Origin of the sequence: Kitasatospora sp. NPDC059146 (genome assembly GCF_042786665.1) — a bacterium.
In the GTDB taxonomy this organism is placed as follows: domain Bacteria; phylum Actinomycetota; class Actinomycetes; order Streptomycetales; family Streptomycetaceae; genus Kitasatospora.
The window spans coordinates 25595-37744 of record NZ_JBHZCY010000090.1 but is presented as its reverse complement, the minus strand read 5'-3'; the positions used below and the strand labels follow the sequence as shown (position 1 = coordinate 37744).

Here is a 12150-nt window from a genome sequence, read left to right as displayed (position 1 = left end):
GCGTTGGGGTGCGTGCATCGCAAGGCGGAGGAGGGAGCCCAATGCAGCGCATTGGCGACCGACGACAACGCGGCGAGGCGCGTGCCCCGGCGTCGCCCCGCAGACGGGAGTTCGAAGACGGACCCAAGGTCCGCGGACCCTACGTCCGCGCGATGAGCGCGGCGTCCTCCGGGGGCAGCCAGCTGCCGGCCGGGCGGTCCAACCAGCCCTCGGCGGCGCCGAGTTCGGCGGCCGCGGCGGCCAGCGCGAGCAGGCCCGGGCGGCGCTCCCCGGGCCGGTGCACCAGGCTCACCAGACTCAGCGGCACCGGGTCCACCAGCGGGACGTTCACCGCCCCCGGGAGGCTCGGCCCGCCGACCGTGGTCAGCATCGGATCGCCGTGCCGGGCCAGGTAGCGGGCCGTCTCGACCGGGCCCACCGGCGGGACGTACGGCTCGGCCGCGCGCAGACCGTGTTCGCGCAGCAGCCGGGCCCCGAGGTCGGCCCACTCGGTGGTGGCCGGGTTGCCCGCGCAGATGTCGACCGGGTGCCCGAGCAGATCGGCCGGGCGCAGCGCCGGGCGGCCGGCCAGCGGGTGGGTGTCCGCCATCATCACCGAGACCCGCTCCAGCCGTACGGGCCGCTGGGCGAGCCGGCCGCGCACCGGGGCGGGCAGTCCGGCGAAGCGGCCGAACGAGGCGTCCAGCCGGTGCGCCAGCAGTTCGTCGGCGGCCGCGGCCAGACCGCCGTGGAAGCGGGCCAGCAGCTCGCCCTCCGGCCAGGCGGTGCGGGCCCGTTGCAGCACCCGGTCGGCGGTCAGGTCCGGGCCGGTGACGTCGCTGTTGAGGTCGAGCAGCAGCGGCCTGGCGGCGGCACCGGCGCCCGCGCCGAACCCGGCGAGCAGGTCGTCGTGCAGGGCGAGCAGCCGGCGCGCCCCGGGCAGCAGCCGGCGCCCGGCCGGGGTGAGGTCGACGCTGCGGGTGGTGCGGGTGAACAGTGCCTCGCCGAGCAGGCCCTCCAGCGTGCGGACGTCCCGGCTGAGTGCCTGCTGGGCGACGTACAGCCGTTCGGCGGCCCGGCCGAAGTGCAGGGTCTCGGCGGTCGCGACGAAGCCGCGGAGCAGTCGGGGGTGCAGGTCACGGGGCATGGGCGGCAGATTAACAACACCGTGTTGTGACTGCGGCGGAACAGGTGTTGGACGCCGGTCGGAGCGCACCGCGAGGCTGGGCGCATCCCCCTCCCGCCCTGCGCCCCAGGAGCCCGATTGCCCCCGCGCGCCCTCCTCGCCTCCTACCGACGGCTGTTCGCGGCCCCCGGCGCCACCGCCTTCACCCTGGCCGGGCTGCTCGGCCGGATCGCACTGTCGATGAACGGCGTCTCGCTGGTGGTGCTGCTCGCCGAACGGCGCGGCTCGTACGCGCTGGCCGGGACGGTCTCGGCGGCCGGGCTGGTCACCGGGGCGATCGGGATGCCGCTGCTCGGCCGCCTGGTGGACCGGTACGGGCAGTCGCGGGTCGCGGTACCGGCCGCGCTGTACAACGCCGTTCCGCTCGCCGCCCTGCTGCTCTGCGTCCGGCTCGGCGCCCCGGACTGGACGCTGTACGCGTGCTGGGCCGCCTGCGCCGCCGCGCCCAACCTCGGCGGCATGGCCCGGTCCCGCTGGGCGCACCTGCACCGGGACGACCCGGCCGCCCGGCACCTGGCCAACTCCCTCGAACAGGCCCTGGACGAACTCTGCTTCATGGCCGGGCCGGTGCTCGCGATGGTGCTCTGCACCACGATCGCCCCGGAGGCCGGGCTGCTCACCGCCGGCACCGTCGGCACCGCCGGCGCCCTGCTGTTCGCCGCCCAGCGGGGCACCGAACCGCCGCTGCCGGCACCGGCCCCGACCGGCGAGCGGCACGGCTCCCCGCTGCGGGTACCCGGGCTGCGGGTGCTGGCGCTGACCTTCCTCGCCACCGGCACGGTCTTCGGCGCCACCGAGATCACCACCGTCGCCTACGCCGACGCGCTCGGGCACAAGGCGGCGGCCGGCCCGCTGCTGGCCCTGGTCGCGGGCGGATCCTGCCTGGCGGGGCTGCTGTTCGGGCTGCTGACCCCGCGCCGGGCCCCCGGGGCGCGCTTCCTGCTCGGGGTGGCGGCGATGGCCGCGGTCCTGCTGCTGCCGCTCGCCGCCGGGCTCGGCGGGGCCGGGCCGGTGGCCCTCGGCGCGGCACTGTTCGCGGCCGGCACGGCCACCGCGCCGACCATGGTGACCGGCATGACGCTGGTCCAGGAGCTGCTGCCGCAGCGGCAGTTCAACGAGGGGATGGCGGTGGCGGTGTCCGGCATCGTGGTCGGCATCTCGGCCGGGGCGGCGCTCGCCGGGACGCTCGCCGAGCGGGCCGCGCCCGGCACCGGCTACGTCCTGCCCGCCGGGGCCGCCGCGCTCGCCCTGCTGATCGCGTCGGCCGGGCGGCGGCACCTGCGGGCGTCCGGCCCCGCGGAAAATGGGGCGCGGGTTGTCAGTGCCTCCGTCTAACTTCGAGTCATGGCGGAAATCACCTACGTCCGAGGCGATGCCACCACGCCCCAGGGCAAGGGCGTGAAGGTGATCGCGCACGTCTGCAACGACCTCGGCGGCTGGGGCAAGGGCTTCGTGCTCGCGCTCTCCAGACGCTGGCCCGAACCCGAAGCCGCTTTCCGGCGGTGGCACCGGGAGCGGGCGAAGAACGACTTCGGCCTCGGCGCCCTGCAGTTGGTGCAGGTCGAGCCGTTCGTCTGGGTGGCCAACCTGGTCGGCCAGCGCGGCATCCGGACGGGGCGCTCCACCGGGGTGCCCGTGCGGTACGAGGCCATCGACACCGGGCTGGCGGCCCTGGGCGGGCGCGCGCTCGAACTCGGCGCCTCCGTCCACATGCCGCGGATCGGCTGCGGACTGGCGGGCGGGCGCTGGGAGAAGGTCGAGCCGCTGGTGGCGGCCCGACTCTCGGCGCGCGGCGTGCCGGTGACGGTCTACGACATCGACTGACCGCTCACCGACCGACCGCCCTCGGGCCGGGCGTGCTCCGTTCGACCGTTCTCCGGCCGGGCGCTCGCGGACCGACCGTTCTCCGGCCGGGCGTTCGCGGCCGGCCAGGCGTAGACGTACTCGGGCAGCACCCAACCGCCCGGGAACACGCCCTCCTGCGCCGCGATCCGCACGCCGCCCTCGCGCTCGTAGAAGGCGATCGCGCGGGTGTTGGCGCGCAGCACCTCCAGGTACAGCTCGGCGGCGGGGAACCGCTCGGCGAGTTCGGCGCGGGCGGCGGCCAGCAGGTGTCGGCCGATGCCCCCGCCGGTGAGGCCCGGGCGGACGTGCAGGTTGTCCACCAGCACCCGTCCGTCGGCCTGCGGCACCAGATAGACGAACCCGGCCGGCCCACCGGCCCGTTCGGCGACCAACAGCACGGGCGTGTTCTCCGGCGGCCCGTAGTCCACCGCCAGGCGCAGCTCCCACAGTTCGCGCCGCTGGGCGGCCAGTCCGTCCCCGATCGCCTCGTCGGGGACCATCCCGCGATAGCTGGTGCGCCAACTCTCGGCATGCAGGTCCGCGACGTCCGCGGCGTCCTGCGCTCCGCCGTACCGAATGGTGGTCCGTTCAGGACCGGTCATGTGACGAGCCTCCCACGAAGATGGAGTTGAACATGTTCAACCGTAACGTCTACAGTTCTGCCAAGCTTTTGAACGCGTTCGAAATGACGGGGGACGGTTTCGTGGCACCGGATGCGGAGGGGGCATCCGGTGCCACGAACACCGACAGCACCGACACCGGGTGGAACCTCGTCTCCGGTTAGGCTCGTGCCTGTGGACGACCTGGCAGCGACGAACCGAACGGACGGCGAGAAGGGTGCGGCCGACGCCTCGGCCGCACCCGGCACGGACGGCGGGCCCATGCCCGGCGGCCGGGCCCAGCCCAAGACCGACAAGAGCGAGGCGACCCGGGCGCTGATCCTGGAGACGGCCATGCGGCTGTTCCAGGACCGGGGTTACGAGAAGACGACGATGCGCGCCATCGCCACCGAGGCGGGCGTGTCGGTCGGCAACGCCTACTACTACTTCTCCGCCAAGGAATTCCTGATCCAGGGGTTCTACGACCGGATGACCCACGACCACGCGGCCGAGGCCAGGCTCCGCATGGCCCACACCCGGGACTTCGCCGAGCGGCTGCAGATCGCGCTGGACTCCTGGCTGGACACGGCCGCGCCGTACCACGAGTTCGCCGCGCAGTTCTTCCGCACCGCGGCCGACCCGACCAGCTCGCTCAGCCCGTTCTCCAACGAGTCCCACCCGGCCCGGGCGGTGGCCGTCGACCTGTTCCGGGAAGTCCTCCAGGGCTCGGAGCTGGCGCCGAAGCTGGACGCCGAACTCGTCGAGCTGCTGCCGGACGTGCTCTGGCTGCACCTGATGGTCGTGGTGCTCTACTGGGTCTTCGACCGGACGGAGGACACCGAGCGCACCAGGGAGTTCGTCCGGCGCTCGACGCCGATGGCCGCCCGGGTGATCAACCTCTCGCGCTACCGGGTGTTCCGGCCGATCGTGCGGGACGCCAAGGGCCTGATCCAGGACTTCATCCTGCCCACGATCGGCAAGACCGCCGTCAAGTAGGCGCGGCCGGGCACGAGTTGTGACCGCCGGAGGCCGGCCCGCACACTGCGGGCCGGCCTCCGGCGTCGTTCCCGGCACTGTCGTTCCCGGCACTGTCGTTCCCGGCATCGTCGTTCGCGCCGCTCAGAAGTCCGTCGGCGTCCAGGCCCGCAGCGGCGTGCGCAGCAGCAGGTCGGCGGCGGCGGCCGCCCCCGGGCGAAGCTCGGTGACCAGACCGGCCGCGGCCAGTCGCGGGGCCGTCTCGGCGCCCAGCTGGAGCGAGCCCAACTCCGAAGCTCCCAGGGCGAGGTCGGCCTCGTCGGTGGTCCGGACGCAGCGGCCGGTGCCGTCCTCGGCGACCTCGATCGCGAAGCGGCCGGAGGCGTAGCCGAGCTCGTCCTCGACCTCCAGCACCACCCGGCCGGGCGCACCGTACGCGCGGGCGCCGAAGGCGGCCTCGACGTCCAGCAGCCGCAGCCACATCGCGTCGGCGTTGTCCTTGCGCGGGACGGCCGCGCGCGGGTCCTGGAGCAGCAGCGGCAGCGGGTCGTCCGGGGCCAGGCCCGCCACCACGACCTTGCGCACCCAGTCGACGCTCAGCACCAGGCGCCACAGTGCGACGGCGGTGGGCAGGTCGAGGGCGATGAAGTCCTCCACCGTGAGGGTGGCGTCGGGGTGGGCGCCGTCCCACTTGTTCTCGATCCGGTAGACGACCATCCCGGTGACCGTGCCGTCGGCGTCCCGGTGGACGGCGGTGAACGGCTCCTTGAAGGTGTCGCCCGGCACCTGGATCCGGTTGGTGTGGCGCTCCCACCAGATCTCGTCCCGGGCGATCGCGCCCGGCTGGGTGAGCCGCCAGCGGTCGTACAGCTCGGCGCCCAGCTCGGCCTGCTCGGCCAGGGTCACGAAGTCGGTCCGGCCGCCGGGTACGCCCGGCAGGCCCTCGCGCAGTCCGCGGGTGCGGCTCAGGTCGATGTCCCAGCCGCTGCCGCGGGTGGCCGGGCCGAAGCCGAACCGGCCGTAGATGTTGTACTCGGCGGCCATCAGGACGGCGACGGCGCAGCCGCGCCCGGCGGCCGCGGCGAGGTCGCGGCGCATCATCGCGCTGAGCAGGCCCCGGCGGCGGTGGGTGGCGCTGACCGTGACGTTGGTGATCGCGTCGGCCCGGACCACGGCTCCGCCGGGCACGGTGAGGTCGACGTCGAAGCTGCGGAAGGTCGCGATCTGCCGGTCCCCGTCGAAGCCGGCCACCATCCGGCCCGGCTGCCACTGCCGGCGGCGCAGCTCCGGCGCGACGCCCGCGTGCGGGCGCAGGAAGCCGAAGTTCAGCGCCCGGTTCCACTCCTCCACTTCGTCCACGGCTACGGCCCGGACCTGGATCCCGTTGACCGTCTCGGGGGCCGTGTGATCACTGTCGTTGTGCATCCGGCCACCGTACGGGCGGTGGCCGGGGCCGAGCACCCCAATTAATCCGTGTCCGACCCCAGGCCGTCCGACCCCAGGCCGCCCGGTGCCCGGCGGTGCTCGCCCGGCGTCACCACCCAGTGGTTGGTCCGCAGGACGCGGTCCCCGAAGTCGACGTCCCGCTCGCCGAGCAGCCGGAAGCCGAGCGCGCGGCAGATCCCGTTGGACGGGCCGTTGGTCGTCCCCGGGCTGGCGTGCACCTCGCCCCAGCGGCCGTCCGCCGCCGCGGCGTCCAGCACCCGGCGGACCGCCGCCTTGGCCAGGCCGCGGCCCTGGAACGCGGGCAGCACCATCCAGCCGATCTCGGAGACGGTCGCGCCGTCCTCCTCGTCCTGCCAGAGCGTCACCACCCCGGCCGCCGCACCGTCTCCGGCGCCGTCCGGCACGATCGCCTTGATCCAGGCGCCGTCCTCCGCCACCAGCCGGAGGTCCTTGCGCAGCCGCTCCTCCACCTGCTCCCGGGGCAGCGGGCCGCCCAACTCGGCCATCATCGCCTCGTCGCAGCGCATCCGGACGTACGCCTCGACGTCGCCCGCTGCCACGTTCCTCAGCCGCACGGTTCCTCCTCGGGAGTGGTCGGAGCGGCCACGCTAACGGAGGCCTCCGACACCGGCGCCCGGGACGGCGGGGGTCAGGGCCGGGCGTAGTAGTCCGGGGTGCCCATGATCCAGAGGCTGGCCTGCTTGACCGGCATGCCGACCCTCGGGGCCTCGATCATCTGGTCGTCGCCGATGTAGAGGCCGACGTGGTGGATGTCGGCGGAACGGCCGGTGTCGGTCCAGAAGACCAGGTCGCCGGGGCGCAGCTGGCGGTAGGTGACCGGGGTGGACTGGGCGTACTGGTCGGCGGCGAAGTGGTTGAGCTGCCTGCCGCCCTCGCGCCAGGCCATCATGGTCAGCCCGGAGCAGTCGTAGCCCTCCGGCCCCTCGCCGCCCCAGATGTAGGGCAGGCCGATCTTGGAGCGGGCGAAGGCGATCGCGGCGGCCGCGCCCTCGGCCGACCAGGGGCGGGAGTCGGGCGGCGCCTGGACCCTGGCGGCCTCGGCCGCGGCGGCTTCGGCCTCCCGGGCGGCCTGTTCTGCGGCCCGTTCGGCGGCGGCCCGGGCGGCCGCCTCGGCCTCGTGGGCGGCGATCGCCTCCAGGGCCTCGCTCCGCTTGCGCTCCAGCTCGACGGTGGTGTTGCGGGCGGCGGCGAGTTCGGTGAGCAGTTGCTCCCGGTGGCGGCCGGCCGCGGCGACCTCGGCCTGCTGGGCGGCGAGCCGCTGTTCGGCCCTGGTCCTGGCCGCGCCGACCTCGGTCGCGGCCTTCTCGGCGGCCGCGGTGGCGGTGCGGGCGGCGGCCGAGGCGGTGCGGGCGGTGGCGGCGGTGGAGGTGGCGGCGTCCAGGATCTGCCGGGTGCGCTCGCTGACCACGCCGACGACGGCGGCGCGGGCGCTCGCCTCGCGCGGCCCGTGGGCGCCGAGCAGGGCGTTGAGGGCGGAGAGTTCGGCGCCCGCGCCCTGCCGGTACGTCTCGGCGGCGAGCCGGGCGGCGTCGTCGGCGGCTTCGGAGCGTTCGGCCTCGGCGGCGGCCGCGCGCCGGTTGGCGGCGGTCTCCTCGGTGCGGGCCCGGGTGAGGGCCAGCTGGGCGCCGTTGTAGGCCTCGACGGCCTGCTCGGCACCGCGGGCGGCCCGGTCGAGTTCGGTGCGGGCGGCGGTGAGCGCGGTCTCCAGCGCGGCGGCGGAGGCGGCCTTGCCGTCGGCCTCGGTGCGGGAGCGGTCGATCTCCTCGGCGGAGGGGTACGGGTCCTGGCCGGCCGGGGTCGCTGCGGCCGGCGGTTCGGCCTGCGCGGGTTCGGCCTGCGCCGGGGCGGGCCGCGCCGGTTCCGGCTGTACCGGGGCCGCCTGGGCGGCGGGGAGCAGCCCGAGCAGGGCGGTGAGGGACAACAGGAGGGTCGGCAGGATCCTGCGCGCCACGAGACATCCCTTCTCACGGTCCGGAGGGGATGACGGCGGTGGCCGGGCGGCACGCGGCCTGCGGGGCTGCGGTCGGGCGGCGGGGGATCCGACGAATCATCCCATCACGTGACAGAACGGTCACTCGCCGATCATGTTCTCAACTCCGAGGGTTTTCACACCTCGAACGCGCTCCGCCGGCCGGGTGACCATCCGATGATCCGACCGGGTGTCACCGTCGCCCAGGCGCACGCGGTATACGAACTAGCGGTGGATCCGGCGGGTCTTCGTCCGTAGGTGGGGGTGTCGGCCGGGGCGGCGCTCCAGGCCGGTCGGGCCGACCGCGTACGTCCGGTTGCGCCCGGCACGGACCGTACGGCGGCGCTGCCGGGCCCCGGCCGAGCGGGCCGGCACGCCCTCGGCGGGCCCCTCGGCCGGTTGCGGGTGCGCCGCGGGCGCCTTCGCCTCCGCCCCGGCGGTCGCGGCCGAGCGGCGGTCGGCCAGCCGGGCCCGGCGGCGGGACAGCGCCCGGGCGGCGTGGGCGTCGAGGTGGGCGGAGGCCCGGGCGGCCATCCGCTCGGCGACCCGGTGGGCGGCCGGGTGGTTGGCGGGCACCTTGTCGGGCGCGCCGGCGATCAGGTCGAAGAGCCAGGTGCGGGCCCGGTCCGCGCGCCGGTGCAGCAGGCGTTCGCGCCGCAGCGCACGCGCCCGGCGGCGGGGGCGCGTGGTGTACCGCCAGCGGGCCCACGGGCTGCTCGGGCGGGCCAGCCGGATCGCGCCGATCCAGGACAGGCCGGGGACCATGATCCCGAGCAGTCCGGTCCACACCTTGCCCTTGAGCAGGGTGATCACCGAGGCCAGCGCGTTCACCGAGATGACGGTGATCAGGCCCCACCGGGTGTCCTCGCCGGGCACCACGCCGAGCGGCACGTACCCGATCAGCAGCAGGGCGGTGAACAGGATGCCGAAGATCACCGCGTCCACCGACTTGCGGCCCTGCTCGCTCCAGTACACGTCGTCCAGGTGCAGGATCAGCGCGAACTCGTCCAGCACCAGGCCGCAGCCGATGCCGAAGGCCAGCCCGAACCAGTCGATCCACGGGGTGCCGCCGTAGGTGGCGAACACCCCGATGCCGCCGACCAGCAGGAAGCCCAGGCCGAACACCATGTGGTGGATGTGCAGGCCGCCGGGGGTGACGTTGCCGGGCCACCAGCGCACCTTGGCGCGGATCATCCGCACGCTGAACCGGATGAAGACGAAGGAGGTGATGAAGCCGACCAGCAGCAGGAACAGCGGTTGCTTGTGCGTGTTGACGATGTGCTCGCGGTAGCTGTCCAGCATTGCCGTCATGGGTCTTACCTTCGTTCCTGGTCCTGCGTCCTGCCTGCCGTGACATGGCCCGGGGCCCAATAGCCGCCCAACACGGACCCCGCTCGGAATCCGTCACCGGGCTCAACGCGCGGTCAGAACCCCCGGGTGCGCTTGGCCGCCCGGCGGGGCACCACCGGGTAGAGCGAGGGCAGCTCGGCGCCCACCGGCAGTTTGAGGAACAGCCGGGCGATCTCCCCGCCGAGGTTCACCCCGATGGCCAGCGCCATCGCGATCGCGGCCGCCCGGAACACCGACACCAGGCCGGTGCTGGAGTGCCCCTGGGCGAAGGCCAGCATCCCGAGGTAGAGCGCCGAACCGGGCATCAGCGGGCCGATCGCGGCGGTGACGTACGGCAGCGCCGAGCCGTTCCGGGCCCGGGCCATCAGCTGGCCGAACAGGCCGACCAGGCCGGCCGCCACCCCGGTGGCCGCGATCGGGTTGACGTGCGCGTTGTACACCAGCGCGCCGTAGCTGGCCCAGCCGATGCCGCTGTTGAGGGTGACCAGGGCGAGGGTGCGGCGGTCGGTCTGCAGCAGGGTGGCGAAGGCCAGGGTCAGCACCATCGCGGCGACCATCTGGACCGGCGGGTAGCTGATGCCCACCAGGCTCTCGTCCGGCTTGAGCTTCGCCTCGAAGCCGACGCCCAGGTAGAGGATCATGATCACGCCGATCACGATGCCCGCCACCAGGTAGATCACTTCCAGCAGCCGGGCCGCGGCGGTGATGTAGAAGCCGGTCAGGCCGTCCTGGACGGCCGCGACCAGGGCGCGCCCGGGCAGCAGGGCGAACAGGCCGCCGGTGATCACCACCGAGCCGCGCAGGCCCCAGTCGTTGAAGGACAGGATGATCCCGGACGCGGCGGCCGGCATCGCGGCCGCCACGAACTGGTAGAACTCCGGCAGCCGGCGCTTGGCCAGCGCCGAGGCCAGCCGGTCGCCGAGGACGGCCGCGACGAAGGCGCTGCCGAAGACCAGCCAGGCCTTGTCGTCGAGCCGGCCGCCGACCAGGAAGGTCGCCGCGCCGGCCAGCAGACCGGTGGTCAGGGCGAGGAACCAGGCCGGGTACGGGTGCCGGTTGCGGCGGATCGCGGCGAGCCGGCGGTAGGCGTCGTTGACCGTCACCTGCTCCGCGGTGATGTCCGCCACCAGCTGGTAGACCGCGTTCAGCCGGGTGTAGTCGGAGGTGCGGCGGCGCACCACGCGGTCGGCCGTGACCGGCGGCTCGACCAGCGAGGGCTGGTGCGAGATGCCGATCAGGGTGAAGGTGACCTGCGGCTCGCAGTGGTCCAGCCGGTAGGCGTGCGCGATGCCGAGCATGGCCGCCTCGACGTCCTCGGCGGCCTCGCCGCTGGCCAGCAGCAGCTCGCCGATGCGCAGCGTCAGGTCGAGGATGCGGGGGACGTTGCGGGCGGCGGCCGCCGAGGGGTGCATCTCGCGGGCGGTGCGCTCGAAGGCGGGGCGCTCGGACATCGGGGTGCGCAGCAGGGTGCGCATCCGGTCCGGCCAGGGCGCTTCGCCGGGGGCGCCGGCGGTCAGTTCGGGGATCGGGATGCCGGTGGGCGGGGTGTAGCCGGCGGCGCGCCACTCCTCGGGGGTGAGGGTGTCCTCGGCGACCGAGCGGCGGCGCGGGGGGCGGGCGGCCGCGGGGCGCTCGGGGGCCGGGCGCCCGGCCGGGGGCTCCTCGGCGCCCCCGTCCCGGGGGCGCAGGTCGATGGCCAGCTCGGGGTGCGGCTCCAGCGGCTCCGGCGGCGTCCCGGCCCCGGCCCCGACACCGACACCGGCCCCGGACTCCGGCGCGGGCTCGGGGGCCAGCAGGCCCTTGGTCTCCGTTACCGGCGGGAGCAGCGGCACCACGGTGGTGGGCTCGACGACCGGGGCCGGGTAGCCGAGCAGGCCCTCGGTGGGCGGCGCCTCGGCGGGGTGCACCGGCTGCGGCGGTGTCTGCCGCACCTGGCGGACCGCCCGGCCTCCCCTCGCCCGCTTGCCCGCACCCGGTCGGCCCCGCTTAGGCACTTCCGCTCCTCGCCACCCCTGGTGGCCGTCGGCCACCGTTCGATCTCCGGATACACCTTGCCTGATCGAACAGCCGGACGCACATGTACGCGACGTCCGGCGGCGGCACCCCCGGACGCCTACCCGGCGCGGCGGCCCGCGGTGTCGCGCGCTCCGGAACGGCGGGCCCGGAGCAGTTCGACCGCCACCGGGACCACGGAGACCAGCACGATGCCGACCAGGATGGCCTCGATGTTGTCCCGGACGAAGGGGATCTGGCCCAGGAAGTAGCCGAGCACGGTGACCCCGGCGCCCCACAGCACCCCGCCGACCACGTTGAACAGCACGAAGCTGCGGTAGTTCATCCTGCTCACCCCGGCGACGATCGGGGTGAAGGTGCGCACGATCGGCACGAAGCGGGCCAGCACGATCGCCTTGGGGCCGTGCCGCTCGAAGAAGGCGGCGGCCTTCTCGACGTTCTCCTGCTTGAAGACCCTGGAGTCGGGGCGGCGGAACAGGCCCGGCCCGACCTTCCGGCCGAACAGGTAGCCGACCTGGTCCCCGGCGATCGCGGCCAGCACGATCAGCGTGCAGACCAGCCAGAGCGGCTGGTGCAGGTAGGTGCCGCCGGCCACCAGCAGGCCGGTGGTGAACAGCAGCGAGTCGCCCGGGAGGAAGAAGCCGATCAGCAGGCCGGACTCGGCGAAGACGATGGCCAGGATGCCGACCAGGCCGAAGGTGGAGATCAGGGTGGTCGGATCGAGCCAGGACGGGCCGAGGGCGATGCTGGTCACGGTGCTGGCTCTC

The 12150-nt window shown here is 74.6% G+C and carries 12 protein-coding genes; 4 read left to right on the top strand and 8 right to left on the bottom strand.

Going from position 1 to position 12150, the window contains the following annotated elements; all coding sequences use genetic code 11:
- Positions 1 to 139: 139 nt before the first annotated feature.
- A complete protein-coding gene (locus tag ACFXPX_RS30495) occupies positions 140 to 1126 on the bottom strand; it encodes a LysR family transcriptional regulator (protein ID WP_380527347.1) in 987 nt (328 codons plus the stop codon).
- A gap of 117 nt (positions 1127 to 1243) precedes the next feature.
- Here ACFXPX_RS30495 and ACFXPX_RS30490 point away from each other — a divergent pair, with 117 nt between their 5' ends.
- Both ACFXPX_RS30490 and ACFXPX_RS30485 read left to right on the top strand, forming a co-directional pair.
- Positions 1244 to 2500 (top strand): MFS transporter, encoded by a 1257-nt coding sequence (locus tag ACFXPX_RS30490; protein WP_380644123.1) that lies wholly within the window; start codon positions 1244 to 1246, stop codon positions 2498 to 2500.
- A 9-nt stretch (positions 2501 to 2509) separates the two neighbouring features.
- Complete coding sequence (locus tag ACFXPX_RS30485; RefSeq protein ID WP_380527343.1) at positions 2510 to 2989, top strand: macro domain-containing protein; 480 nt, start codon at positions 2510 to 2512, stop codon at positions 2987 to 2989.
- On the opposite strand, the gene ACFXPX_RS30480 is transcribed toward ACFXPX_RS30485, so the two are convergent.
- Entirely contained in the window at positions 2974 to 3612 is a 639-nt protein-coding gene (locus ACFXPX_RS30480; protein WP_380644122.1) for a GNAT family N-acetyltransferase, read from the bottom strand. The genes ACFXPX_RS30485 and ACFXPX_RS30480 overlap by 16 nt on opposite strands.
- 32 nt (positions 3613 to 3644) lie before the next feature.
- Here ACFXPX_RS30480 and ACFXPX_RS30475 point away from each other — a divergent pair, with 32 nt between their 5' ends.
- Together ACFXPX_RS30475 and ACFXPX_RS30470 are read left to right on the top strand one after the other, a co-directional pair.
- Entirely contained in the window at positions 3645 to 3794 is a 150-nt protein-coding gene (locus ACFXPX_RS30475; protein WP_380644121.1) for a hypothetical protein, read from the top strand.
- Between the two features lie 10 nt (positions 3795 to 3804).
- The gene (locus ACFXPX_RS30470) at positions 3805 to 4605 is read left to right on the top strand and encodes a TetR family transcriptional regulator (RefSeq protein WP_375887382.1); all 801 of its coding nucleotides are present in this window, start codon (positions 3805 to 3807) and stop codon (positions 4603 to 4605) included.
- Between the two features lie 123 nt (positions 4606 to 4728).
- On the opposite strand, the gene ACFXPX_RS30465 is transcribed toward ACFXPX_RS30470, so the two are convergent.
- From ACFXPX_RS30465 to ACFXPX_RS30440, 6 genes are all read right to left on the bottom strand, one after another.
- Entirely contained in the window at positions 4729 to 6009 is a 1281-nt protein-coding gene (locus ACFXPX_RS30465) for a GNAT family N-acetyltransferase (RefSeq protein ID WP_380593529.1), read from the bottom strand.
- A gap of 41 nt (positions 6010 to 6050) precedes the next feature.
- Positions 6051 to 6605, bottom strand: a complete 555-nt coding sequence (locus tag ACFXPX_RS30460) for a GNAT family N-acetyltransferase (RefSeq protein ID WP_380644120.1) — start codon at positions 6603 to 6605, stop codon at positions 6051 to 6053.
- 74 nt (positions 6606 to 6679) lie between these two features.
- Positions 6680 to 8002 (bottom strand): C40 family peptidase, encoded by a 1323-nt coding sequence (locus ACFXPX_RS30455; protein ID WP_380644119.1) that lies wholly within the window; start codon positions 8000 to 8002, stop codon positions 6680 to 6682.
- Positions 8003 to 8245: 243 nt separating this feature from the next.
- Positions 8246 to 9331 carry a hypothetical protein gene (locus ACFXPX_RS30450; protein ID WP_380644118.1) on the bottom strand — a complete coding sequence of 362 codons (1086 nt, stop codon included), beginning with the start codon at positions 9329 to 9331 and terminating at the stop codon, positions 8246 to 8248.
- A 113-nt stretch (positions 9332 to 9444) separates the two neighbouring features.
- A complete protein-coding gene (locus ACFXPX_RS30445; protein WP_380644117.1) occupies positions 9445 to 11301 on the bottom strand; it encodes a threonine/serine exporter ThrE family protein in 1857 nt (618 codons plus the stop codon).
- 182 nt (positions 11302 to 11483) lie between these two features.
- Positions 11484 to 12137 (bottom strand): DedA family protein, encoded by a 654-nt coding sequence (locus ACFXPX_RS30440; protein WP_380407277.1) that lies wholly within the window; start codon positions 12135 to 12137, stop codon positions 11484 to 11486.
- Positions 12138 to 12150: the final 13 nt, after the last annotated feature.

Bases quoted from the DNA above. Each gene is read 5' to 3' on its own strand.
- ACFXPX_RS30495 (WP_380527347.1), bottom strand. From the start codon at position 1,126: ATGCCCCGTGACCTGCACCCCCGACTGCTCCGCGGCTTCGTCGCGACC.
- ACFXPX_RS30485 (WP_380527343.1), top strand. From the start codon at position 2,510: ATGGCGGAAATCACCTACGTCCGAGGCGATGCCACCACGCCCCAGGGC.
- ACFXPX_RS30480 (WP_380644122.1), bottom strand. From the start codon at position 3,612: ATGACCGGTCCTGAACGGACCACCATTCGGTACGGCGGAGCGCAGGAC.
- ACFXPX_RS30475 (WP_380644121.1), top strand. From the start codon at position 3,645: ATGTTCAACCGTAACGTCTACAGTTCTGCCAAGCTTTTGAACGCGTTC.
- ACFXPX_RS30465 (WP_380593529.1), bottom strand. From the start codon at position 6,009: ATGCACAACGACAGTGATCACACGGCCCCCGAGACGGTCAACGGGATC.
- ACFXPX_RS30450 (WP_380644118.1), bottom strand. From the start codon at position 9,331: ATGACGGCAATGCTGGACAGCTACCGCGAGCACATCGTCAACACGCAC.